General features: G+C 67.6%; 19 protein-coding genes, 1 tRNA gene and 1 rRNA gene. 9 read left to right on the forward strand and 12 right to left on the reverse strand.

Features of this window, described 5'->3' with window-relative positions; all coding sequences use genetic code 11:
* The first annotated feature begins 55 nt into the window (after window positions 1–55).
* Window positions 56–973, forward strand: coding sequence for an oxygenase MpaB family protein (locus AC5RVB_RS11780; RefSeq protein WP_494142781.1), 918 nt, complete (start codon window positions 56–58; stop codon window positions 971–973).
* Window positions 974–1,356: 383 nt separating this feature from the next.
* Window positions 1,357–2,865 carry an HNH endonuclease signature motif containing protein gene (locus tag AC5RVB_RS11785; protein WP_494142782.1) on the forward strand — a complete coding sequence of 503 codons (1,509 nt, stop codon included), beginning with the start codon at window positions 1,357–1,359 and terminating at the stop codon, window positions 2,863–2,865.
* 128 nt (window positions 2,866–2,993) lie between these two features.
* On the opposite strand, the gene AC5RVB_RS11790 is transcribed toward AC5RVB_RS11785, so the two are convergent.
* Genes AC5RVB_RS11790 through AC5RVB_RS11800 form a run of 3 tightly spaced genes read right to left on the reverse strand, consistent with a single transcriptional unit; the run spans window position 2,994 to window position 5,840 of the window.
* Window positions 2,994–3,653, reverse strand: coding sequence for a GntR family transcriptional regulator (locus AC5RVB_RS11790; protein WP_494142783.1), 660 nt, complete (start codon window positions 3,651–3,653; stop codon window positions 2,994–2,996).
* A 10-nt stretch (window positions 3,654–3,663) separates the two neighbouring features.
* Window positions 3,664–4,635 (reverse strand): hydroxymethylglutaryl-CoA lyase-like TIM-barrel protein, encoded by a 972-nt coding sequence (locus tag AC5RVB_RS11795; protein ID WP_494142784.1) that lies wholly within the window; start codon window positions 4,633–4,635, stop codon window positions 3,664–3,666.
* Window positions 4,632–5,840 carry a CaiB/BaiF CoA transferase family protein gene (locus AC5RVB_RS11800; protein ID WP_494142785.1) on the reverse strand — a complete coding sequence of 403 codons (1,209 nt, stop codon included), beginning with the start codon at window positions 5,838–5,840 and terminating at the stop codon, window positions 4,632–4,634. Before AC5RVB_RS11800 ends, AC5RVB_RS11795 begins: the two co-directional genes overlap by 4 nt.
* Before the next feature lie 308 nt (window positions 5,841–6,148).
* On the opposite strand from AC5RVB_RS11800, the gene AC5RVB_RS11805 reads away from it, so the two are divergent.
* The 5 genes from AC5RVB_RS11805 to AC5RVB_RS11825 all read left to right on the forward strand — a co-directional run bounded on the left by AC5RVB_RS11805 (window position 6,149) and on the right by AC5RVB_RS11825 (window position 12,295).
* Window positions 6,149–8,224, forward strand: coding sequence for a hydantoinase/oxoprolinase family protein (locus AC5RVB_RS11805; RefSeq protein ID WP_494142786.1), 2,076 nt, complete (start codon window positions 6,149–6,151; stop codon window positions 8,222–8,224).
* Window positions 8,225–8,228: 4 nt separating this feature from the next.
* Window positions 8,229–10,103, forward strand: a complete 1,875-nt coding sequence (locus tag AC5RVB_RS11810; RefSeq protein ID WP_227904658.1) for a hydantoinase B/oxoprolinase family protein — start codon at window positions 8,229–8,231, stop codon at window positions 10,101–10,103.
* Entirely contained in the window at window positions 10,100–10,708 is a 609-nt protein-coding gene (locus AC5RVB_RS11815) for an isochorismatase family protein (RefSeq protein ID WP_227904655.1), read from the forward strand. Before AC5RVB_RS11810 ends, AC5RVB_RS11815 begins: the two co-directional genes overlap by 4 nt.
* Window positions 10,709–10,887: 179 nt before the next feature.
* A complete protein-coding gene (locus AC5RVB_RS11820; protein WP_494142787.1) occupies window positions 10,888–11,571 on the forward strand; it encodes a DsbA family protein in 684 nt (227 codons plus the stop codon).
* Between the two features lie 112 nt (window positions 11,572–11,683).
* Window positions 11,684–12,295 (forward strand): DUF305 domain-containing protein, encoded by a 612-nt coding sequence (locus AC5RVB_RS11825; protein ID WP_494142788.1) that lies wholly within the window; start codon window positions 11,684–11,686, stop codon window positions 12,293–12,295.
* A 28-nt stretch (window positions 12,296–12,323) separates the two neighbouring features.
* Here AC5RVB_RS11825 and AC5RVB_RS11830 read toward each other — a convergent pair whose 3' ends face one another.
* From AC5RVB_RS11830 to AC5RVB_RS11855, 6 genes are all read right to left on the reverse strand, one after another.
* Entirely contained in the window at window positions 12,324–12,863 is a 540-nt protein-coding gene (locus AC5RVB_RS11830) for a chloramphenicol phosphotransferase CPT family protein (protein WP_494142789.1), read from the reverse strand.
* Between the two features lie 331 nt (window positions 12,864–13,194).
* Entirely contained in the window at window positions 13,195–14,442 is a 1,248-nt protein-coding gene (locus tag AC5RVB_RS11835) for a beta-ketoacyl-[acyl-carrier-protein] synthase family protein (RefSeq protein ID WP_494142790.1), read from the reverse strand.
* A gap of 7 nt (window positions 14,443–14,449) precedes the next feature.
* On the reverse strand, window positions 14,450–16,138 hold the full coding sequence (locus AC5RVB_RS11840; RefSeq protein WP_290245762.1) for a class I adenylate-forming enzyme family protein: 1,689 nt from the start codon (window positions 16,136–16,138) through the stop codon (window positions 14,450–14,452).
* Window positions 16,139–16,161: 23 nt separating this feature from the next.
* Window positions 16,162–16,992 carry an SDR family oxidoreductase gene (locus AC5RVB_RS11845; RefSeq protein ID WP_494142791.1) on the reverse strand — a complete coding sequence of 277 codons (831 nt, stop codon included), beginning with the start codon at window positions 16,990–16,992 and terminating at the stop codon, window positions 16,162–16,164.
* A 123-nt stretch (window positions 16,993–17,115) separates the two neighbouring features.
* Complete coding sequence (locus AC5RVB_RS11850) at window positions 17,116–17,760, reverse strand: response regulator transcription factor (RefSeq protein WP_494142792.1); 645 nt, start codon at window positions 17,758–17,760, stop codon at window positions 17,116–17,118.
* Window positions 17,748–19,106: a sensor histidine kinase gene (locus AC5RVB_RS11855; protein ID WP_494142793.1), complete on the reverse strand. Its 1,359-nt coding sequence runs from the start codon at window positions 19,104–19,106 to the stop codon at window positions 17,748–17,750. Before AC5RVB_RS11855 ends, AC5RVB_RS11850 begins: the two co-directional genes overlap by 13 nt.
* A 146-nt stretch (window positions 19,107–19,252) precedes the next feature.
* On the opposite strand from AC5RVB_RS11855, the gene AC5RVB_RS11860 reads away from it, so the two are divergent.
* Both AC5RVB_RS11860 and AC5RVB_RS11865 read left to right on the forward strand, forming a co-directional pair.
* Window positions 19,253–20,008 carry an ABC transporter ATP-binding protein gene (locus AC5RVB_RS11860; protein WP_227904636.1) on the forward strand — a complete coding sequence of 252 codons (756 nt, stop codon included), beginning with the start codon at window positions 19,253–19,255 and terminating at the stop codon, window positions 20,006–20,008.
* 56 nt (window positions 20,009–20,064) lie between these two features.
* On the forward strand, window positions 20,065–22,488 hold the full coding sequence (locus AC5RVB_RS11865; RefSeq protein ID WP_494142794.1) for an ABC transporter permease: 2,424 nt from the start codon (window positions 20,065–20,067) through the stop codon (window positions 22,486–22,488).
* A gap of 57 nt (window positions 22,489–22,545) precedes the next feature.
* Here AC5RVB_RS11865 and AC5RVB_RS11870 read toward each other — a convergent pair.
* The 3 genes from AC5RVB_RS11870 to rrf all read right to left on the reverse strand — a co-directional run.
* Window positions 22,546–22,633 (reverse strand) — tRNA-Ser (locus AC5RVB_RS11870).
* A gap of 78 nt (window positions 22,634–22,711) precedes the next feature.
* Entirely contained in the window at window positions 22,712–23,359 is a 648-nt protein-coding gene (locus AC5RVB_RS11875; RefSeq protein WP_494142795.1) for a TMEM175 family protein, read from the reverse strand.
* Window positions 23,360–23,555: 196 nt separating this feature from the next.
* Window positions 23,556–23,651 (reverse strand): 5S ribosomal RNA (gene rrf, locus AC5RVB_RS11880); the annotation flags it as partial.

The raw sequence follows: 23,651 nt of genomic DNA on the forward strand, positions 1-23,651 counted from the left end.
GCTGTGCTGTCGGCCGGGCTGGCGGCACAGCCCGAACGGGACGAGACTGGGAGACGTGAGCATTTCCCTTCCCAAATCCATCGCCACCTGGCGGCGCCAGCTGATCGGCACGTTCAGCAACAACGCCACCGAGATTCCGCAGTGGGAGCTCGAGCTGGCGAAGGGCGACGACGTCGGCCACTTCGGTCCGGAGTCAGCGGTGTGGGCGGTGCACGGGTCCATGACGCCGATCATCGCGGGCATCCGCGCCCTGCTGTTGCAGGCGCTGCACCCTGGTGCGATGGCCGGGGTGCATGATTTCTCCGACTATCGCTCGGATCCCTTGGGCCGGCTGGCCGGGACCATCCGCTGGATCTTCACCGTCACGTACGGGGACACGCAAGCGGCCAAGGCCGGCTCGGACTGGGTGCTGCGCCTGCATGAGCGGGTGCACGGCACCTATGTGGACGCCGACGACGTCGAGCAGCCCTATTCCGCCAACGATCCGGAGATTGCCCGCTGGGTGCATCTGGCGTTCACCGACGCGTTCCTTTCCTCGCACCAGCGCTACGGCGCGCCGATTCCCGGCGGGCCGGATGCCTATGTCGCCGAGTGGGCGGTGGCCGGGGAACTGATGGGCATTCCGAATCCGCCCCGGTCCGAGGACGAGCTGCGCAAGCAGATGGCTTCCTATGATGCCCAGCTGCGCAGCAGTGAGTACGTGCAGGAGGCGCTGCGGTTTTTGCGTCGGCCTCCCCTGCCCCGGAACCAGCGTTTCGGCTACCGGGTGCTGTTTGCCGGTGCCGTTGCCAGTCTGGAGCCGAAGCATCGGGAGCTGCTCGGGCTGAAGCCGCCGCATATCGGGCCGGTGCCGGTGCCCATGCGGTTTCCCGTGAAACTGGTTTTGAGTGTCATCCGTCTGGGTCTGGGTCCTATGGGTCCCAGCGAGCGGTCGGCACGCGAGCGGATTGCGCGGGTGACGGGCGGGGTGTGACGGGTGGTGTGTGATGGCGGGTGCGATGGCGCTGCGCTTGGCAGGGCGCTGCTCGTCGATTCCCTACCGTTTTCCTTTCCAAGACGACCCCTTTTGGACACGAGTAGTGGACCCAAAAAGACAGGTATTTGCGGGTGCTCTGACGGGTCCTTTTTGGAGCTTTTTTGGCCCGGAAATGTCAGTGCCGGATGAAATGCTGAAGCATGGATCAGGACGGGAATACCGGGTGCGGAACCGGAATGCCGGCCAGCGAAGACCTTCCACGGGAAGGGGCAGCCGGCAATGCGGATGCGCCCGGGAAACCGTCTGCCATGGCCCCGACCAGTCTCGCGGTATATCGTGCCGATCGGGCTGGTGAATCTGTCGAGGGGTCTGCGGATGCCATGCCCGCTGCAAGTTCCATGGGTGCAGCCAGCGCCACTGCTTTCACCGGTCCCGCGGGCGCCCCAGGCAATGCGGAATGCTCAGGCGACGGTTATCCGGACGGTTTTACCGGGATCCTGGCGCTGGCGAATTTTGAGTCCCTCGACGAAGTGACCACGGGCGAAGCTCTGGGCCGGATGGGGCACCTGATCTCGTGGGCGCAGGCGCAGCAGGCCAGGCTGATGAACCGTATGCAGGAGGTCTTCCGGGACAGCTACCATGACGCCACCGGCCGGCTGGAACCCGGCATGGCCTTCAGCCTCGCCTCTGCCGAGTGTGCGGCCATCCTAAGAGTCCCGCAAATGACGGCACAACGGCTGATGGACGAGGCCGGCAGGCTCTGCGGCCCGCACCCCGCCACCCTCACCGCGCTGGAAGAGGGAAAGCTCAGTTACGGGCATGCGCAGGTTCTGCTCGACCAGTGCGAGAACGTTCCCGCCGCTGACCTGCCGGAACTTGAAGCGGATCTGTTGGCCGCTGCCGAAGGTCAGACCCGGGCACAGTTCTCCGCCAAAGCCCGCAGACTGCGGGAGAAGAAATATCCGCAAACCATTCCTGCTCGGCACCAAAGCGCCTTCGAGAAACGGAAGGTCACCCTGGATCCGGTTGAGGACGGTATGTCCTGGCTCTCGGCCCTTTTGCCGGCACCGGACGCCCAGCAGATCTACACCGCCCTGAGCACCTCCGCCCAGGGAGAACAGACGGCCGGTGACCCGCGGAGCAGGGACCAGTTGCGTGCCGACATCCTCGCCCAACTGCTCATGGGCGGCCTCGGATCAGCCCGCAGCCAGCGCGCGGGCAGGCCCGGCTGTGGAGGGCACGCAGGCGCGGCCGACGGTGCTGATCACACGGGCTGCACCGACGGTGGAGGCCAGGCGGGCAAAGCCGGCGGTGGTGATGTCACCGGGGAACACACCGATCCGGACGATACTGGCAGCATCCCGCGTGCCGAGATCATGGTGCTGATCAGCGCTGAAACCCTCTTCGGTGCTAACGAGGAACCCGCCGAACTCCACGGTTACGGGCCCATCAGCGCCGAAGCGGCCCGCCGGCTGGCCCGCAACGCCACCCGCTGGACCGGACTCGTCCGGGATCCGCACACCGGAGCGATCCTGGGTGTGGGCAGGCGCCGGAAAGTCCCCGCCGGACTCGCCCGCTGGTTACGGGCACGGGACGGAACCTGCCGGTTCCCCGGCTGCCGGGTCAGTACCGGGGTGACCGAGATTGACCACACCACAGACTGGGCCAAGGGCGGGAACACTGAGCATTCGAACCTTGCCCACCTGTGCCGGAGACATCACCGGTTCAAGACCCTGGGTTATTGGAAGGCACGCCAACCTTCGCCGGGGGTGTTGGAATGGACCTCGCCTACCGGGCGGGTTTACCGGACCGAACCTTTCCTGGAACTGACGGACGCGGATCCACGCGCACGTTCAGCACCCGGACCGGAAGAGGCAGCCCCATTCTGATGGGATTCGTCCCGCCAGAAGAGCCGTGCAGGAGTGGTGCCTGACCGCAGCGCTGGGGGCTGTCGTCGCCGATGGGGGCCGCTGGGCTGGCGGCCGATGCCACGGCCCGAGGGAAAGGCCAGCCCCGCCTACGAAACAGCCTGCATAGCCCCTGCGGCATTCCGAGCAGCCAGGATATGCGTCCGCATCACCGCTTCGGCCCACTCCCCGTCCCGCGCCCGGGCTGCAGCCACCAGCTCGGCGTGATGGGACATGCTGCGCTGCAACGCTTCCGGGCTGTACTTATGGAAGGTGTGAGCCACCACGGCAGGACGCATGAGGGTCTGCAGCGCTGCAGCAAAGTGCCGGTTGCCGCACCGCTGGACAAAAATCTCGTGGAATTCCTTGTTCAAGGCGCTCAGTCCCTCCAGCGATCCAGAACCAGCAGCCTCTTCCATGGCCGCTGCCAGCTCGGCCAGCCGGTCCACATCGGCATCCGAGAGCCGGGGCACCGCCAGCAATGCGGCATGCGGCTCGAACCCGGCACGAACGTCATACAGGTCCGCCACATCCTTGCCGCTGAAGCTGACCACCTGGGCACCCTTGTTGCGGCTGAGTTCCACTATCCCCTCGGCAGCCAGCCGGTTGAGGGCTTCCCGGATGGGAGTGCGGCTGACACCGAACCGCGAGGCAAGCGCTGTTTCGCGCAACCAGGTCCCGGGCCCCAACTCACCGGAGGCGATCAGCTCCCGGATCCGGGCATAAGCACTGTCATCGGCGGGTTCTGCGGCTACGGCGGCTTGTTCCATGCCCACCACGTTATCCCCGCCCGGCAGCAGGTTCGGGCAGCTCCGGCCAGGACGCGGCCGCAAGATCGGCACGGGTGCCGCCACGGGAGACAAACGACGCCGAAGGCCTCCCGGTGAGTTCAACACTCCGGTCCACCGCGCGCATGTACGCCGGCAGGTCTATCCCGGTGGAAATCCCCAACCCGTCACACAGGTGCACCAGATCCTCCAGCGGCGCATTACCCAGGACCGAGGGATCGCCGGGAAACCACAGGTCCCCGCCAAGCCCGGCAAAGGAGCCTTCCAACCAGTCCGCACCGGCCAGCATCGCCGCCAAAGCATTGGCAGGAGCAAACCCGTTGCGGTTATGCAGATGCACTCCCACCTCCAGGCCCGGATACAGCGAGCGCACCTCCGCCACGCCGTCGTACATCTCCCCGGGCTCCTCCTCCCCGGAGGTCCCGGCCAGATACACCCCGGCAGACCCGGCATCCACGGCAGCCTGCACCACACGCAGCCGTTCGGCTCTGGACACCGGGCCGCGGGCCGGCGCAAAGAACGAGCAGGCCACCGCAGTGACCAGACGCAGGCCCGCACCTTCGGCGAGTTTCCCGATGCGCTCCAGACCGGACAGCGCCTCCGTGACGGTCAGCCGCTGGTTGCGCAGGCTGACCTCCTCGTCCGCTGACACCACCACCACCAGCTCGTCCAGGCCGCAGTCAACGGCCCGTTCGGCACCCCGGTAATTCGGCGCCAGACCCCGGTACCGGACCCCGGGCACCCGCGGCACGGCAGCCATCACGTCCGCAGCATCGGCAAGCTGCGGCAGCACCTTCGGATGCGCAAAGGACACCGCTTCAATCTCGCGCACCCCGGCGTCGATCAGCAGCCGGACCAGTTCCACTTTCTCCGCCGTTGCAAGCGGTTCGGGCACGGACTGCAGGCCGTCCCGCAACCCCACCTCCACCAGCCGGACGGACTGCGGCAACCCGGGCAGGCTCATGCCACACCACTCGCCCGCAGCTGCGCCAACGCCTCGGGATCGACGCCGATGCCGGCCAGCACCTCCGCGGTATGGGCACCCAGCTCCGGGCCCGGCCAGCGCACGGTTCCCCGGGTCCGGCTCAGCCGCGGAAAAACATTCTGCATGGCTACCGGCCCCAGCACCGGGTGGTCCACCTCGGTGATGGATTCCCGGGCCTGGAACTGCGGGTCCGCGAACATGTCCACCGGCCGGAAGATTCTCCCGGAGGGCACCCCGTGTTCTTCCAGCAGCGCCTCCAGCTTCTCCGCATCCAGTGCGGAGGTAAATGCGGCAATCCGGTTATCCAGTTCCTCCTGCCGCTCGCCCCGGGCCCCGTGGCTGGCGTAACGGGGATCGTCTGCCAGTTCGGGAGCGTCCATCGCCTTGGCCAGCCGGGCGAACACGGTGTCCTGGTTCGCGGCAATCAGCAGCCATTGCCCGTCCTGCGTGGGATACACGTTGCTCGGCGCCACATTGGGCAGCACCGCACCGGTACGCTCCCGCTGGTATCCGGTGACCTGCCATTCCGGCACCAGGGACTCCATCACGCCGAGCACCGCCTCGTAAATCGCCGAATCAACAATCTGGCCGCGTCCGCTGGTCTGCCGCTCCTGCAGCGCGGCAAGGGCGCCGATGGTGGCGAACAGCGCAGCGAGGGTATCCCCGATGGAAATCCCCACCCGGGACGGCGGCGTGGACGGATCCCCCACCACGTACCGCAGCCCGCCCATGGCCTCGCCAATTGCACCGTAGCCGGCGCGCTGCGAATAGGGTCCGTCCTGCCCGAAGCCGGATACCCGCACCATCACCAGACCCGGATTCAGCTCCTGCAGCTCAGCGAAACCCAGTCCCCAGCGCTCCATGGTCCCCGGGCGGAAGTTCTCCACCAGGACATCAGCCCCGGCAATCAGCTGCCGGGCGAGCTCCTGACCTTCGGGATCGCGCAGGTTCAGCGTGACGGAGCGTTTGTTCCGCCCGACGACGGACCACCAGAGCGATTGTCCCTGCGGCAGCTGCCGTCCCCACTGGCGCAGCGGATCCCCTTTCGCGGGGTCTTCGATCTTGACGACGTCGGCCCCCAGGTCACCAAGCAGCTGGCCGCAGAAGGGCCCCGCCAGCAGCTGGCCCATTTCCACCACGCGCACCCCGGCCAACGGCCCGGCGGACTGTCCGGAAGCTGTCATGGTGGTCCTCCTGAGGATGGTGCCGGGAACGGTTTCCGCAGTGACGGAAGCCGTGATGCATACAACTTGGCAGTTGTCCTAGGTAGATGTCAAGGAATTACTCGGGCTGCAGCAACGGGTTGTATGCAATACCTTGACAGTGGTGTACGTCACACCTAGCCTGATGCCACCGGACACGGCACAGCATCACCCGCAGCGTTCCGGCATGCTTCCACCCCGCACATCCCGTCCCCGCATATCTGCCCGGCTCCGGCGTCTCAGCGCCGCCACGGCCGGAAGGATGCCGGGCCACCCCCCAAGGAGAACTGATGGCATTTCGGTTAGGCGTAGATGTGGGCGGCACATTCACCGACATTCTGCTGGTCAATGAGGACACCGGGCAGACCCACCGGTACAAGACCTCCTCCACGCCGGAAGATCAGTCCGCCGGGGTGCTGCACGGCATCCGCCAGGTCTGCGCAGCGGCAGGCATTGATCCGGCCGAGGTCCGCGATGTCCTGCACGGAACCACCGTTGCCACCAACGCGATCCTGGAGAAGAAGGGCGCCCGTGTCGGGCTGGTGACCACCCGCGGATTCCGGCAGGTCCTGCAGATTGCCCGCTCCTTTGTCCCCGGCGGACTGGCCGGCTGGATCATCTGGCCCAAACCTGAACCGCTGGCGGACCTGGAAGACACCGTGGAGGTCACCGAACGGGTTTCCACCACCGGGTCGGTGCTTATCCCCCTGGACGAGGAGAACGTCCGCGCGCAGCTGCGCAAGCTGCGGGAGAACGGCATCGAAGCACTGAGCATCTGCCTCATCAATGCCTACGCCAACGGCGACCACGAGGCGCGGATTGCGGACATTGCAGCCGAGGAACTTCCGGGAATCCCCGTCTCCCGTTCCTCGGTGGTGCTGCCGGAACTGCGCGAATACGAGCGGGCCATCACCACCGTGGCCAACGCCTACGTCCAGGGACAGGTGTCCGGCTACGTCCGCAACCTCGACGCCCAGATGACCGACGCCGGCATGAACGCCCAGCTCTCCATCCTGCGCAGCGACGGCGGCCTGGTCTCGGGTGCGGTCGCTGCCGACAACCCGGTTTCGCTGCTGCTCTCCGGACCGGCCGGCGGGGTGACCGGTGCAGCTTGGGCGGCAGAACAGGCCGGCTACAAAGACTTCCTGACCTTCGACATGGGCGGCACCTCCACCGACGTCGCCTTGGTGCAGAACCTGCAGCCGCGGATCGGACGCGAAACCACCGTCGGTGACCTGACCGTCCGCGCCACCTCCGTGGACGTCCGCACCGTCGGCGCCGGCGGCGGGTCCATTGCCCACGTTCCGCAGCTGACCCAGGCACTGCGGGTCGGCCCGCAGTCCGCCGGTGCCGCCCCCGGCCCTGCCTCCTACGGCCGCGGCGGCACCGAACCCACCGTCACGGACGCGAACGTGGTGCTCGGCTACCTGCCCTCACAGCTGGCCGGCGGCGAAATCGGCCTGGATACAGAAGCAGCGGCCGCGGCGGTCAAAACCATTGCCGATGCCACGGGGCTGAACGAGGTGGAGCGCGCGGCCGAAGGCATTGTGCACATTGTCAACGAGAACATGTTCGGTGCGCTCAAGCTCGTCTCCACCCAGCAGGGTTTTGATCCCCGGGACTTCGCCCTGGTGGCCTTCGGCGGGGCCGGACCGCTGCACGCCAACGCGCTGGGCAAACTGACCGGCGCCTGGCCGGTCATCATTCCGCCCTCCCCCGGCGTGCTCTCCGCCTACGGGGACGCGACCACCAGCCTGCGCGATGAAGCGGCCCGCACCCTTGTGCGGCCGTTCGGCGATTTTTCCGACGCCGACCTGGCCGGGCTGCTGGAGGAACTGGCCGGCACCGCCAGGGAAACGCTGCTCTCCGCCGGGCTCGGCGAGGAGGACCTGAACACCACCTACTCGGCGGATGTCCGCTACCACGGGCAGGGTTTCGAAATCCCGGTGCCCATTGATTTCCCGGCTTTCCAGGCCGGGGACGGCAGCGGTTTCGCCGCCCTCCGCGCAGGCTTCGACGCCGAGCACCAGCGGCTGTTCTCCTTCCTGCTGGACAATGACCACGAGCTGGTCACCGTCCGTGCCACGGTCAACGGGCCGCATCCGGAGGTCGCCGCGATCACCCTCGAATCCGGCGGCACCGATCCGTCGGCCGCCGAGCGCACCAAAAGCAGCATCTACGTGGACGGTGCCACGGTGGAGGCCACCATTTATGACCGGGACCGGCTGCTCGCCGGCAACGTGGTCACCGGACCGGCAGTGATTGCCGAAATGGATTCCACCACCCTCGTCCTGCCCGGATACGCCGCCACGGTGCACCCGCACGGCAGCCTGCTCATCCGCCCCGTCGAAGATTCCAAGGAGTAGCCCCATGGCCCAGCTTGTGGAGACCGCCACCGAGCCGTTGCAGGCGGTCGACGTCGACGTCGTCACCCTCGACCTGATCGAAAATGCCCTGCGCAGCGCCCGCTACGAAATGGACGAAACCCTCTTTCGCACCGCCCTGAGCCCGGGCATCCGGGAACAGCATGACGAGTTCCCGCTGATCGCGGACCCGGCCGGAAAAATGATCGTGGGCCAGTTCGGCCTCTCCATCCCGGATTTCCTGGAGAACTTCAACGGGACCATCGAGGAGGGCGACGTCCTGATGACCTCGGACCCGTACTCCTGCGGCGCCGCCATCAGCCATGCCAATGACTGGCTGGTGGTGATGCCGATTTTCTACGAGGGCAGGATTGTCGGCTGGTCCTCCCAGTTCGGCCACATGACCGACGTCGGCGGCAAGACCCCGGCGTCCATGCCCACCGACGCGCGCACCATCTTCGAGGAAGGCGTGGTCATCCCGCCGTTCAAGCTCTACCGGCGCGGGGAACGGGACGAGACGTCGCTGGGCATCATCCTGAACCAGGTCCGGAAGCCGGACTGGAACCGGGCGGACCTGAACGGACTGGTGGCAGCCTGCAGCACCGCCGCCCGGCGGGTGCAGGAAATGTGCGCCCGCTTCGGCGTCGACACCTACACCTCGGCACTGAACGCCCTGCTGGACCGCAACTACCGGGCCATGAAAACCCTGCTCTCCATGGTGTTCGAAGAGGGCAAACCGCTCTCCTTCACCGACTTCATTGACGACGACGGCCGCGGCTTCGGTCCCTACGAACTGAAGATGACCATCACCCGCACCGGGGAAAAGGTGCTGATCGACCTGACCGGCAGCAGCCCGCAGGCGCAGGGCCCGATCAACTACTACATCAACGAAAACCTGATCCGGATGTTCTTCGGCATCTACATGATCACCGTCGCGGATCCGCAGATCCTGTGGAATGACGGTTTTTATCCGCTGGTGGACGTGGAAATCCCCGAGGACACCTTCTGGAAACCCCGCTACCCCGCAGCGCTGAACGGGCGCAACCACGGCATCGGCCGGCTTTTTGACCTTTTCGGCGGGCTGCTCGGTCAGGCCAATCCCGATCTGCTCAACGGCGCCGGGTTCTCCTCCTCGCCGCACTTTATGTACTCCGGGAACTACAGTTCCGGGGACCGCAAGGGCGAGTGGTTCCAGCTCTACTCCATCGGTTTCGGGGGTATCCCGGGACGGCCCGTGGGCGACGGACCGGACGGCCACTCCCTCTGGCCCTCCTTCACCAACATCCCCTGCGAGTACCTGGAGTCCTACTACCCGATGGTCATTGAACGCTGGGAAACCATCGCGGACACCGGCGGCGCCGGGCTGCACCGCGGCGGCAACGGGGTGGATGTTGCCTACCGGTTCCTGGAACCGGGCACCATCGCCATCCACGATGACCGGTGGCTCACCTACCCCTGGGGAGTCCGCGGCGGCGAACCGGGTGCCCGGGGCCGCAAATGGATTGACCGGGCGGACGGCAGCACGGACATCCTGCCCTCCAAGGTGCACGACGTCGCGGTGCACCCCGGCGATGTGCTGCACTTCGTCACGTGGGGCGGCGGCGGCTGGGGGGATCCGCTGGAGCGGGATCCGGAACTGGTGGCCAAGGAAGTGCGCCGCGGGCTGGTCACCGCCGACGGCGCCCGCCGCTACGGCGTCGCTTGCTCGGAAAGGGGGATGCTCGACGACGGCGCCACCGCTGAGCTGCGCACCCAACTGCGTGCCACCCGGGAGGAGCCGCTGCCCCTGTTCAACCGGGGCGGCGAACTCTCCGACCTGCTGGCCAACAGCCTCGCCGAAACCGGCCTGGCCGCACCGACTCCCCCGGTGGCGATGCTGTGACCGGCTTCGCCTCCGGCTTTGACGGGAGCCTGACACCGGGCGCCACACCGGCGGTGGTGTCCGTGGACCTGATGCGTGCCTACTTCGAGCCGCAGAGCCCGCTCTGCCTGCCGGACAAGGATTTCCTGGACACGGCCGCCGCGGTGATCGGGGCGGCCCGGGCGGTCGGCATCCCGGTGCTGCACACCCGGGTCAGTTACGCGCCCGACGGCGCGGACGGCGGTGTGTTCATCCTGAAGGTCCCGGCCTTGCGGCTGCTGATCGGCGACGCACCGCTGGGCACGATCATGCCGGAAGTGGCGCCGGCGGAGGGTGAGACGGTGCTGGTCAAACAGTATGCGAGCGCATTCTTCGGCACCGATCTGGCGGAGCGGCTGCGTGCCCGGGGAGTGGACACCCTGGTGATTGTGGGCACCAGCACCAGCGGCTGCATCCGCGCCACGGCCGTGGATGCGGTGCAGCACGGCTTCATTCCGATTGTGGTGGGAGACGCCGTCGGAGACCGGGATGAAACGGTGCACAACGCCTCTCTGTATGACCTGCAGGCCAAGTACGCGGAAATCTGGGACGGCGCCGGAGTGATGGAGTATTTCCGGGCCGGATAGCCCTGCCCGGATAACCCGGCCCGGTAATCCGGCTCACCCGCTGACCCGTTCAAGATCACACGGGCAGGCCGCAAAACCCCTTTCGAAGCCTGCCGTGCCGGTAGGAAAATTGAAGGAAAGCATTGTCCAACCCGTACTTGGCGCGTGCTGCGCGCGCTTCCCCGATCCGGAAAGGAACTATGCGCAGGGTTGTACCTTCACTGATCATTGCCGGACTGCTTGTGAGTGGAGGGGTGGTGTCCTGCGGGACGGACTCCGCAACCCCCGACACCAGCGCCACCGCTTCCGCTTCGGCCTCCGCGGAAGTCACCATCCCGGCGGACCAGATGGACAAGCTGGTTCCCGCTGATGCCCGGACCATCACCGATCCGGCCGATCCGCAGGCCACCCTGGTCCTCTTTACCGACTACCAGTGCCCGTACTGCGGCATGATGGACCCGCTCATCCAGCAGGCCAAGGCCGACTACGGCAACCAGGTACGCATCGTGGTGCGCAACTATCCACTGCCCAAGCACCAGAACGCTGAACCCTCGGCCCGCGCCGTCGAAGCCGCAGCGGAACAGGGCAAGCTGGAGGAAATGGCGGCCAAGGTTTTCGAGCACCAGCAGGACTGGAAGGCCGAGTCCGATGTGGACGGCATCTTCGAACAGTACGCCGAAGAGCTGGGCCTGGACATGGACCGGTTCACCGCCGACTACTCCTCGGACGCCATCAAGGACCGTGTGGCGCGGGACCTGCAGGATGCCCAGGATCTCCAGGTTCGGGGCACGCCCACGCTCTATCTGGACGGCAAGGCCGTACAGCTGGAAACCGGCGACTACAGCGAAATCTCCGAACCGCTGGATAACGCCCTGAACAACTAAGCGGGCAGAGGACAACTAAGCGGGCAGAGGCCGGTGCGGCCCCACGTTGCCCTGCCCTGATGGGATGGCTACGCTGGGCCCACACAGGTCTCAACGCAGTACAGGGGGAATCATGACCACACCGTCCAAGGCAACTTCCCGGGGACGCTCCCCGCGCTCACTGCTCAGGCTGCTTCCCGCCCTCGCCTTGGCGGTGGTCCTTTCCCTTAGCGGCTGCGCGGATACTGCTGCCCCGGAAACCGCTCCGCCCACCGGGCCGCTCGGCCACAACGATGCCGATGTGCAGTTTGCCCAATCGATGATTCCGCACCAGCAGCGGGCAGTGGAGATGAGCGACATGATCCTCGCCAAGGAGGGCGTGGGCCCGGATGTCGCGGAGCTGGCCGGGGAGATCAAAGAGACCCAGGGATCGGAAATGGACACCCTGACCACCTGGCTCGAAGCCAGGGACCAGCCGGCGCAGGCCACTCCTGATGCTGAAACCGCCGGGGGAGAGGGCCTGCTCAGCACCGCCGAGGTGGCCGCCCTGGAAGCGGCCCAGGGCACGGACGCCTCCCGCATTTATCTGGAGTCGATGACGGTGCATCACGACGCCGCCATCGACAAGTACCAGCGACAGGTGGGCGGCGGACAGAATGAAGAGGTCCTGACGCTGGCTCACGGCGTGTACGAGGACCGGTTCCCGCGAATCGAGCGCATGAACGCGCTGCTTGCCGGGCTGTAGACGCAGCCTAGCCGTACTGAGACAACACCTAGCCCTGCGGGACCCTGCTTTCGACGGCGCGCTCAACCCGTTGTGCGCACTCGTCGGGGGCAGCGAGGCTGGTGTCCACTTCCACGTCGTAAACGACTCCGCGGTGCACGCTGGCGGCCTGCGCCCTGGCCATGCCGACCACCCGGTCCGGACGGTCCGCCTCCCGGGACGCGGCGACGTCGGGAGGGCAGTGAACGCCTACCCACATCACCTCCACGTCGCTGAAGGCTGCCTTCACCCGGTCCTGCCCGTCAGCGCCGGAAAGGAACACCTCGTCAAGGATCAGGCAGGCACCGGCACGGACCATGGCATGGAGCCCGGCGTACCAGGAGGCCTCCAGCGCACGGTAGGCGTCGCTGACGGTGACGGTGCCGTCCGGAGCGAAGGTGATTCCTGCACGCGGGCTGTCCCCTCCGCCGGGAAGGGCATCAATGAAGCTGTCCACGCCGAACGTCAGCCAGATCCCGGGCAGAACCTCCTGCAACGCCCGGGCCAGGGACGTTTTACCCGAACTGGATCCACCATTGAGGACAAGCACTTGTGGACTTCGGCGGACAGACATGCAGCGAGCCTAACGGAGTCCACACGGGGAAATGGAACCTGGCCCGGGACTGACACAAGGGCACCGGGTCCCGGGTAACGGGGCGGACGGACGACGGGCGCGGGTCCCGGGCGGCTAACAACCGGGGCCACGGGTCGGGGCCAGGCGACCGATGGCGGGGGCACCGGAGGGTTCGGAGGAAGGCGGCTTTAATATTTCCCGCGAGCTCTGCGAGCGCGGAAATTTCGTTGCCGCCGTTCCGGGCCCGCAGGCGCCCGACTGTCACCCGCAAGCGCCACCCCCGACAGGCGAACGGCAACAAGCAGGCTCAGACCGGCCCGAACGCCGCCACGGCATTCTGCCCGCCGAACCCGAAGGCGTTCGTCACGGCATAGCGCACCCGGGATTCCCGGGCCGTCCCCGGCACATAGTCCAGATCGCACTCCGGATCGGGGGTGGTGTAGTTGATGGTGGGCGGAATAACGCCGTCCCTGATGGCCATGGCGCAGAGCAACGAGCCCAGGGTGCCGGCCGCCCCGATGAGGTGTCCGGTCATGGATTTGGGTGCGGTGACCGCTAACGACGGCGCATGCTCGCCGAACGCAGCATGCAGGGCGAGGGTTTCGGTCCGGTCATTGGCCAGCGTGGACGTGCCGTGCGCTGCCACCAGGTCCACGTCCTCCGGGTTCAGCCGGGACCGGTCCAGGGTGCGGCAGATGGCTTCGGCCGCATACCTGCCGGTGGGTTCCGGAGCCACAATATGGAAGGCGTCGCTGGTCATCGCCCCGCCCAGCACCTCGGCATACACGTCGGCACCGCGGGCCCGGGCATGGCTGAGCAGCTCCAGCGTGCACACCACCGCCCCTTCCCCGAAGACAAAACCGTCCCGGTCCGCATCGAACGGCCGGCTGGCTTCCTGCGGGGACTCGTTGTGCCGGGAGAGCCCGCGCATGGCGGAGAGCCCGGCAAACATCACCGAGGTAATCGCCGCATCCGTGCCGCCGGCCACCACCACGTCCGCGTCGCCGGCCAGCAGGGTCCGGCGGGCCTCCAGCAGGGCAGCAGTGCCGCTGGCGCAGGCCAGCGCACTGGCGTTCACCGGCCCGTGCACCGCCAGGTCAATGGCCACTTCGCAGGCAGGCATATTGGTCAGCGACGACGCGACGAAGCTGGGACTGATGGGCCGCAGCCCGTCACGGCCCAGCGTCTCGGTGGCGTCCTGGATTTCCGGATACCCGGACACCGCGCTGTTAATCAGGACCGCCGCTTCGGTACCTTCCAGCGATTCGCCCAGTCCGGCGTCGGCCACCGCCTCCCGTGCGGCCGCCACGGCCAGATGGGAGGCGCGGGAGGAACGGCGCAGCCGTTTGACCGGCAGCAGCCGGGCGGCGTCGAAGTTCTTTACTTCGCCGGCAATCCGCGTTGGGAAAGCCGAGGCGTCAAATGCGGTGATCTTCTCGATCCCGCTGCGCCCCGCCAGCAGGCCGGACCAGGTGTCCGGCCACGTGTTTCCCAGCGGAGTCACCGCCCCCATTCCGGTGATGACAACCCGCTCAGCTGCTCGTCCCCCAGCCATCGGCCCCTCACCCATCCGCCGCCGCCGTCGGACCCGCCCCCGGCACGTGCATCCGGCCGTCCAGCCAATCCTGGGCGGCGGAATCGGCCACCTTATAGTGCATTTTCTTCCCGGTTGCGGTCAGCGGCACCTCGTCCACGAAGCGGTAGCCGCGCGGCCGCTTGAAGTCCGCCAGGCCCGGGTGTTCCCGGCAGAACGCGTCCAGGCCGTCCACGTCCACTGCCTCATCCCGCCGGACCACGTAGGCCACTACGCGCTGGCCCCACTGATCGTCCGGCACCCCCACCACCACGGAGTCCAGCACGCCGGGATGGTCCGCAAGCGCGGCCTCCACCTGCACCGGATGGACGTTCTCGCCGCCGGAAATGATCATGTCATCGGTCCGGCCCATGATGGTCACGTACCCGTCCGCATCCCAGGTGGCCATGTCCCCGGGATACAGCCAGCCGTCGTGGAACTTCTCCTCCTCCACCTGCGGCAGGTTGGCATAGCTGAACCCGGACTTCGGCGAGCGCATGATCACCTCGCCGATTTCGCTGCCGTCCCGGGCGGCCAGCTCGTGCGGCTGCCCGCGACGGCCCTCGAACACGCGGACGACGGCGACGTCGTCGTCCGTGCAGGAACGTCCGGCGCTGCCCGCGTGGGCCGGCAGATCCTCCGGGCGCAGGAAGGTGTTCCAGAATCCCTCGGTGGTGCCATAGCCGTTGAAGAGGCGCGGGGTGAGCAGTTCCTGGTACCGGATCGCGGCGGCGCGGTCCAGCGGCGCGCCCATGGTGACAATGCCGTGCAGGGTGGTCAGGTCCCGCGGGTTTTTCTCCTGCTCGGCGGCGATCATCTCCAGGGTGGTGGGCGCGCCGATCAGGTAGGTCAGCCCCTGCTCCCCCACCCAGTCCAGCACCGTGGCCGGATTAAAACTGCGCAGCGGCACCACCGATCCGCCAATGTAGAACACCGGGTTGGGCCCGCCGGAGTGCAGCCCGCCGCGGTGGAACCAGGGGGTCATGTTCAGGGTGCGGTCCTGCGGGGTCAGCGGGAAATGCATGATCACGTCGTGGGCGCTCATCAGTTCCGCGATGGAGGGCAGCGGCACCCCCTTGGGCATGCCGGTGGTGCCCGAGGTGTAGAACCGGGTGCTTTCCTCGAAAGTCGAGAAGTCCGCAGGCAGGTCCGGCAGGGTGCCGGACGCCTCGGCCACGGCGGCGTCGAAGTCCTGTCCCAGGTGACCGGACCCCATCCCCCAGTGCCCGGCGTCGTTGCCGCCGGCCACCAGCACTGTCGGGGAGACGCCGGCCAGCTCGAGCGCCCGCTGCGCGCCGTCCGCGTGTTCGGCGTCGATCACAAACACCGCCGGATCGCTGTCCCGCAGGATGTGCGCGGTTTCCGCCGGCGCCAGCCGGTAGTTCACCGGGACGCTGACGGCGCCCAGCCGCTGCGTGGCCAGATACAGCAGGGCGAACTCCACACCGTTGTAGAGCTGGTAAAGCACCCGGTCACCGCGTCCGACGCCGCGTTCGGCCAGGGCGCGCGCCACCGAGTCCACGGCGGCACCGAGCTGCGCGTAACTCCATTCCCGGCCGGTCGGCGGGTCCACCAGCGCAATGCTGTCCCCGTACCGGGCCACGTTGCGGCCAAACCCGGCGGCATAGGTGAGCGAGTGCTCGAAATAGTCCCGGTAGCGGGTGGAATCGTAGCTCACAGCTGCCTCCTGGTGGGTTCCGGCTACTGGCGGCGGTCCCGGGTGGGCCGGTCCGGAAGTTGAATCGGCGGGCCCGAGGCCTCGGAATGGAAGGGCGGGGCAATCACTGACAGGCCGCCGTCCACGGCCAGCACCTGGCCGGTGATGTACTCGGCGCCGGGTGAAAGCAGGAATTCCACGGCGGCCGCCATCTCGTCCACGGTGCCGGCCCGGCGTTTGGGAATCCGGGACAGCACGCTCTCCATGGCGGCCATGCCCTCCATGGAGTAGAAGTAGTCCAGCGAATCCGAATCGATCAGTCCGCCGTTCACGGCGTTCACGTTGATGCCGTAGCCGGCGAATTCCACAGCCATAAACCGCACAAAGGACTCCACGGCGGCCTTGTAGGAACCCAGAACGGCGTAGGTGGGAAACGCCCGGCTGCTGCCGTAACTCGTCAGTGCCACAATGCGCCCGCCGCGGTCCATCAGCTTCACCGCTTCCTGGGCACCGAGCACAAACGGGCGCACGTTCACGGCATAAGCCCGGTCCAGGTGATGCGTCTTCAGGTCCACCACGTTCTTGAAGGCGGCAGCGGCGGCATTGTTAATGAAGTAGTCCAGCCGGCCGTATTCATCCGCGGCGGTATCAAAAAGCCGGACAATGTCCTCGGGATTCTCCACGTCCGCCTGCACGGCTATCCCGCCGCCGCCCAGTTCCTGCAGTTTCGCCACCGTCTCCTTGGCCATTTCCGCATTCTGCCGGTAACTGACCACCATCTGGGTGCCCTGCTCCGCGAGGCGCTCCGCCACCCGCCGCCCGATACCGCGGGACGCACCGGTGATCAGGGCGATCTTTGCCTCGCTTTGTTCCACGTGCAACCTCCCGGGCCGGTCCGTGCCTCACACCTTGTCACCGGACGCCGCCGGGAAACAAGACCCGGCGGGCAACCCGGGCCCGGACCTGCGGCACCTGGTGCGGGAGGGCGGGTAGCCGGGCTAGGAACGCAGGTAGGCCAGCGTGGCGAGCACCCGCCGGTGGCCGCTGTCCGACGCCGCGAGCCCCAGCTTCGCGAAGATGTTGCCGATGTGTTTGCTCACCGCGGTTTCTGAAACCGTGATGGCCTCGGCAATGGCGGTGTTGCCCAGCCCCTCGGCCACCAGACCCAGCACTTCAAACTCCCGCGGTGTCAGGGAGCGGATGGGGTCCTCGGTGGAGCGCCGGCTGAACAGCTGGGCAATCACTTCGGGATCCATCACGGTCCCGCCGCCCAGTACACGGCGCAGGCCGTCCACGAACTCACCCACGTTGCCCACCCGTTCCTTGAGCAGGTAGCCCACGCCCTGGGCGCCGGAGCCGAGCAGCCGGCTGGCGTACCGGTCCTCCACGTATGCGGAGAGCACCAGGACGGGGAAGTCAGGAACCTGGGCCCGCAGCTCCAGTGCGGCCTTCAGCCCCTCGTTGGTGAAGGTGGGCGGCATCCGTACATCCAGCACGGCGCCGTCGGCACTGCCCGGTTCGAATGCGGCGAGCAGGTCATCGGCGTTATCCCACGCACCCACCACCTCGAAGCCTTCGCTCTGCAGCAGCAGCTGCATCCCGGCCCGCAGCAGGGCATCATCTTCGGCAATCAGAAGGCGCATGGCAGCTCCACTCGCAGGTGTGTCGGTCCGCCCGGCGGACTCGTCAGGATCAGTTGGCCGCCGAACGCCGCCGCACGCCGGGCAATGCCGGCCAGCCCGGTGCCCGAACCGTCGCTGGCGGGCTCATCGCCGCCGGACGCCGCGTCCCTGGACGCCCCGCCCCTGGAAGCCCCGTCCCTGGAAACCCCGCCCCTGGACGGCAAATCCCCGGCAGCGCTGACCCGGGCACCGCCGTCGCCGTCGTCGTCCACCTGCACCACCAGGATCTCCTCCCGGCCCGCGGTTTCGGTCCGCAGCACCACGTCAATCCGGTCCGCGCCGGAATGCTTGGCCGCATTGGTCAGGGCTTCGGCCAGCACAAAATACGCCGCCGCTTCCACCGCTGCCGGGGCCCGCTGCAGGCCGGTGATGTTCAGGGAACACGGGATGGGTGACCGGCTGGTCAGGGCCGACGCCGCCCCGCCCAGGCCCAGCTCATCCAGCACCGGCGGGTAAATATCGTGCACGGCGGCGCGCAATCCCGCCAGCGCCTCGGACGCGGCATCCTGGGCACGGCCGATAAACGGCACGGCCGCCGCCGGGTCGGTTTCCGCCGCCCGCTGCGCCAGCCCGAGCATCATCACGACGCCGACCAGCCGGTTCTGCGCGCCGTCATGCAGTTCGCGTTCAATCCGGCGCAGTTCGGCAGCGTGGGCGGCGAGCGCGCTGGCCCGGGCCGCAGAGAGATCAGAGATCCGCCGGGCCAGGTCCGCGTAACGCCGCGGCGAAAGGATCGCCAGAGTGGCACCGCTCAGCCGCCGGGCCAGCCAGGGCACCAGCATCCAAGCCCCCGCCACGTACGCCAGCCCCAGCAGGATCATCAGCCCGGCATCCGTCCAGCTGCGGACGGGGATGGTCAGCTCCAGCGGTGCATCCGGCGGAAACAGCGGCCAGAACGGGGCAGCCAGGACATACAGCACACCGCCCAGCGGCAGCGCCAGGGTCAGCACGGCAGCGAGCAGGGCGGAGGCAGCGTGGAACAGCAGCCAGGACACATCCCGCCGGGTTTCCGGGGCGCTGACCATGGCAGCAAGTTCACCGAAGGAATGCTTCCCGGCCAGATGCCGCCGGTCAAAGGGGATCACTGCGGACGTGAAACCCGCAGCCCGCCCCTGCGCCCGCGCCGCCAGAAGGTTCAGGGTACCCAGCAGCCCCGGCACCGCGTACAGGCCCACCCCCAGAGGAAGGAACGGGAGCAGCACAATGCCGGCCACCAGCATTCCCAGGGAGGCGAGCCAGTAGCCGCCCTCACGCAGCAGGAAGGCGGCATCCCGGAAGCGGGATTCGAGGCCGGCACGGATAGTCACCTGCCCGATTATGCCGGAGCGGCCCGCCCATGTCGGTATAGCCAGCTATACCCTCAACCGGCCGTTTGGCTGTATCGGATCCGCTGTGCCCGATCCGTAGCGTCGAAGGCAGCCAACCTGCCCGCCCGATTCAAAGGATGATCCGCATGTTTACCGATGCCGACGAGTTCTCCGCCCCCGCAGCCCTGCAGCTTGCGGGCGTTTCCAAAAGCTACGGTTCCGGCCCCGCCGCCGTACCCGCCCTGCGCAATGTGTCCCTGGCCGTTCCGCAGGGCAGCTTCACCGCGATCATGGGCCCCTCCGGTTCCGGCAAGTCCACCCTGCTGCAGTGCGCTGCCGGATTGGACGCGCCGGATCAGGGCCGGGTACTGCTGGGCGAAACCGAAATTTCCCGGTTGCGCGGCAAGGCCCTGACCCGGTTCCGCCGGGACCACGTGGGGTTTGTCTTCCAGGCCTACAACCTGCTGCCCCAGCTCACGGTCTCCCGCAACGTGACCCTCCCCCTGCTGCTGGCCGGGCACGCCACCGACGCCGTCTGGCTGGAGTACGTACTGGAGTCAGTGGGCCTGGGCGGCTTCGGCGAGCGGAAGCCGCAGGAGCTCTCCGGCGGGCAGCAGCAACGGGCAGCCATCGCCCGGGCGCTGATCACCCGGCCCGCCGCCGTCTTCGCGGATGAGCCCACCGGCGCCCTGGACTCCGGGACCGCCCGCCAGGTCCTGGACCTGCTGCGGCACACGGTCTCCGAACTGGGACAGACCGTGGTGATGGTGACCCACGATCCGGTGGCCGCCGTCGCGGCGGACACCGTGGTGTTCCTGGCCGACGGGCAGCTGGACGGCAGCCTCAGCGGCGCCACCGTCCATGAAGTCACCGAGCACGTCGCCTACCTTGGGGAGCGCTAATCATGTGGTCTTTTGCCAAAGAATCAATCCGGCACCACCGCGGCGGATTCGCCGGCGTGTCTGTGGCCGTGTTCCTGTGCGCGGCGCTGATCACCGCCATGGGCGTTCTCATTGAATCCGGGCTGCGCGGCGGTACCGACGCGCAGCGCCTGCAGGCCGCGGACGTGGTGGTGGGCGCTCCGCAGTCCCTGCCCGTGGTCGAGGACATGGACGCCCCGTTCTCCGAGCGGGTGCTCCTGCCGAAAGAGGTGGCCGCCGAGATTGCCGATGTCCCCGGCGTCGGGCAGGCAGTGGGCACCGTCAGCATTCCCCTGGCCGACGACGGCGGCCGCAGCCTCTCCGCCGCAGCCTGGGACTCCGCGGCCCTGGCGCCCTATGAACTGACCGCCGGCGAGGCACCCCGTGCCGCCACCGATGTGGTGGTGGACGGCTCCTTCGGTGCCGCTCCCGGGGAGCGGCTGGTGCTCTCGCACGGCGGCGTGCCGTCCGAGTACACCGTGTCCGGTATTGCGTCGGCGCAGGACGCCGGCTCCACCCCCGCAGTATTCCTCAGCGCGGCCGGAGCGGACGCCCTGTGGCCGCATCCCGGGTCGGTTGCCACCGTGGGGGTGATTGCCGATTCCTCCGTGGATCCGGAGCAGCTGGCGGCCGAGATCGAAAACCGGGTGGACGGCGTCGTCACCTATACCGGTGACCGCCGCGGGGACGTGGAGAACCTGGGCGGAACCGCGGCCCGCTCCATGCTGCTGCTGCTCAGCGGGTCGCTGGCCGGGGTGGCCGTGATGACGGCCGTGTTTGTCACCGCCGGCACCCTGTCCCTGTCCATCCTGGGCCGCCGCCGCGAGTTCGCGATGCTGCGCACCGTGGGTGCCGGCAGCGGGCAGACCCTGGGCATGATCATCCGCGAAGTCCTGCTGGTGTCCGGTGCGGCGGCGGTGCTGGGGGCAGCACCGGGCTTCGGGCTGGCGTATCTGCTGGGTGCGCAGTTCACTGCCGGCGGCATCATTCCGGAAGATTTCGCCTTGGCCTACAGTCCCCTCCCGGCGCTGGCCGCCGTGGTGCTCAGTGTTGCTGCCGCCGTGGGTGCGTCGCTGGTTTCAGCCCGCGGGACGGTGCGCATGGCTCCCACCACGGCCCTGCGTGAAGCCGTGACGGAGAAGTCGCAGCTGGGCCGGGGCCGCCAGCTGGGCGGTGTGTCTCTGGTGGCGGCGGGGCTGGTGGCCGCTCTGCTTCCCGCGGCGCTGCCCGGAACCGCCGGACTGGCGGTGGCCGCGTCCAGCGTGCTGTTGCTGATCATCGGCGCGGGCATGCTGGGGCCGTGGATTGTCGCCGGTGTACTGCGGCTGGTGAAGCCGTTGCTGGGCCGAAGCCCCTCGGCGTCGCTGGCTCTGGCGGAAGCCAATGCCTCGGCGTTCCCCCGCCGGCTGGCCTCAGGAATCATTCCGCTGGCCCTGGCCATCGCGCTGGGCTCGGTGCAGCTGTTTATGCCCACCACGGTGGAGTCGGAAGCGGACCGCCAGTCCCGGGACGGCATGGTCGCGGACTACATGGTCAGCGCACCGGCGTCCGGCATCTCCGCCGAACTGGCAGCAGACGTTGCCGGCCTGCCGGCAGTGGACACCGCCACCCCGGTGGCCCACTCAGCGGTGCTGGCCGACCTGCGGTTCCTGGGCACCGAGGACGGGATGGAGGCTTACGGCATCCAGGGCGTGGACCCGCAGGATCTGGGCTCCGTCCTGGACCTGGATGTCAGCGAAGGATCCCTGGACCGGCTGGCCGAGCCCGAAACCGTGGCACTGAGCGTGGGCCTGGCCCGCGAATCCGGCGTGGGCCTGGGTGAAGAGTTCGCCTTCCATTACGGAGACGGGACGGAAACATCCGCCGTCGTTGTTGCCACCTATCAGCGGGGACTGGGGTTCGGCGACGTCACCGTTGCCAATGACACCCTGCTGCAGCACACCACCGCCGGACTGAATGACTACCTGCTGGTGAACGCCGCTGACGGAGCAGCAGGCAGTGACCTGGCTGATCAGCTGGCAGGCCTCGGCCTGACCGCCGCGGACCGGGATGCCGCCGGGGCTGCCGGGGCTGCGGAACGGCAGGCGGAATCCTGGGTGAACATCATCGCGATGCTGGTGCTGCTGGGTTATGTGGGCCTGTCCGTGGTGAATTCACTGGTGATGGCCACCGCCCGGCGCCGGCCGGAGCTGATGCTGCTGCGCTCCCTCGGAGCGTCGGACCGGCAGCTGCGCCGGATGACCGGTGCGGAATCGCTGCTGCTGGTGGTGGCCGCCGTCGTTCTCGGCACCGCCCTGGCCGTTCCGCCACTGATGGGCATCGCAGTGAATGTCTCAGGGATACCGCTGCCGACCATCCAGCCGTGGGTGTATCTGGGCCTGGCCGGTGCTGCGGCGGTGATCGGGTTCGGCTCGGTCTCCGTGGCTACCCGGGCTGCACTGCGGGAGGAGAAACAGCGCTAAGGGGAAGCCCCTGAGACAAAGAAACACCCCGGCCCAAAGGACCGGGGTGTTTCTTTTTGGCGGAGGATGGGGGATTTGAACCCCCGAGGGCGTTAACCCAACACGCGTTCCAGGCGTGCGCCATAGGCCGCTAGGCGAATCCTCCAGGCTTGCTCCGTAAGAAGCAGATATAAGACTACCCGACGCAGTGCCAATCCAACGAATCGGCGTCCCAGCCTGCCGGTCAGCCCGGCGCGGCCTGTTTGCTGCCCAGGTAACGGAGCACGGCATTGATCAGAAGAATTGCCAGCCAGGACAGGGTCGCCGCCTGTGGACCCCAGAGGAAAGCGATCGGGATGGAGGCCAGGAACACGGCGGGCGTCACCGGGGCGCGGACCTGCGCGTAGGCCGGAAGGCGGGGGTCAACGTCATCCAGGAACATGTGCTCGCGGCTGCAATACCACCAGAGCGCACTGTTGACGGTGCCGATCAGCCCCAGCGCCGCCGCATAAATTACGACGCCGAGCACCTGGTCTCCGTAGAAGGCCAGCATGTCCGTGGCGTACCCCAGCAGGGCAACAAACAGCAGGAGCAGCAGGTTCAGCTGCTGCAGCCGGCCGGTGAAGCCCTTGAGCAGGCGAAAGAGGCGGTGGTGGCTGAGCCAGTAGGCGGCAGTGACCACAAAGGACAGGGCATACGCGCCGAACTCCGGCAACTGCTCGGCGACGGCGGCACCCAGTTGATCCGGTGGAACCTGGGGAACCTTGATGTCCACGGCCAGCAGCGTCATGGCGATGGCGAACACGGCATCACTGAAGAACATGGTGCGCTCCAGATCTGGCCCGGAATTGACCCGCCGGGCAAAGTGCCTGTTCATGTTCGCTTCGGCCACCCGACCATCGTGACCCGGCGGCCGGGTCCAGGTCACGGGTTCGGGCGGCAACGGGTACGGGCATACGGCTTTTACTGTGCTTTTACTGTTCCGCGGATTGTCTTGCTGGGCCGCGGAATACCGGGTACGGCCTCACAAGACGCTTAAACAGATAAGGACCCGCACGTCCTTGTGCGGATCCTTATCTTCAACAGATGTCCGGCGGTGACCTACTCTCCCACATCCTCCCGGATGCAGTACCATCGGCGCTGTGGGTCTTAGCTTCCGGGTTCGGAATGGGACCGGGCGTTTC

The organism is Arthrobacter sp. Y3225209, from assembly GCF_059090685.1.

Excerpts from the sequence above, each read along its gene's own strand:
- AC5RVB_RS11805 (WP_494142786.1), top strand. The coding sequence starts at position 6,149 with ATGGCATTTCGGTTAGGCGTAGATGTGGGCGGCACATTCACCGACATT.
- AC5RVB_RS11820 (WP_494142787.1), top strand. The coding sequence starts at position 10,888 with ATGCGCAGGGTTGTACCTTCACTGATCATTGCCGGACTGCTTGTGAGT.
- AC5RVB_RS11785 (WP_494142782.1), top strand. The coding sequence starts at position 1,357 with ATGCCCGCTGCAAGTTCCATGGGTGCAGCCAGCGCCACTGCTTTCACC.
- AC5RVB_RS11825 (WP_494142788.1), top strand. The coding sequence starts at position 11,684 with ATGACCACACCGTCCAAGGCAACTTCCCGGGGACGCTCCCCGCGCTCA.
- AC5RVB_RS11850 (WP_494142792.1), bottom strand. The coding sequence starts at position 17,760 with ATGCGCCTTCTGATTGCCGAAGATGATGCCCTGCTGCGGGCCGGGATG.
- AC5RVB_RS11790 (WP_494142783.1), bottom strand. The coding sequence starts at position 3,653 with ATGGAACAAGCCGCCGTAGCCGCAGAACCCGCCGATGACAGTGCTTAT.
- AC5RVB_RS11835 (WP_494142790.1), bottom strand. The coding sequence starts at position 14,442 with ATGGCTGGGGGACGAGCAGCTGAGCGGGTTGTCATCACCGGAATGGGG.
- AC5RVB_RS11860 (WP_227904636.1), top strand. The coding sequence starts at position 19,253 with ATGTTTACCGATGCCGACGAGTTCTCCGCCCCCGCAGCCCTGCAGCTT.
- AC5RVB_RS11795 (WP_494142784.1), bottom strand. The coding sequence starts at position 4,635 with ATGAGCCTGCCCGGGTTGCCGCAGTCCGTCCGGCTGGTGGAGGTGGGG.
- AC5RVB_RS11800 (WP_494142785.1), bottom strand. The coding sequence starts at position 5,840 with ATGACAGCTTCCGGACAGTCCGCCGGGCCGTTGGCCGGGGTGCGCGTG.
- AC5RVB_RS11810 (WP_227904658.1), top strand. The coding sequence starts at position 8,229 with ATGGCCCAGCTTGTGGAGACCGCCACCGAGCCGTTGCAGGCGGTCGAC.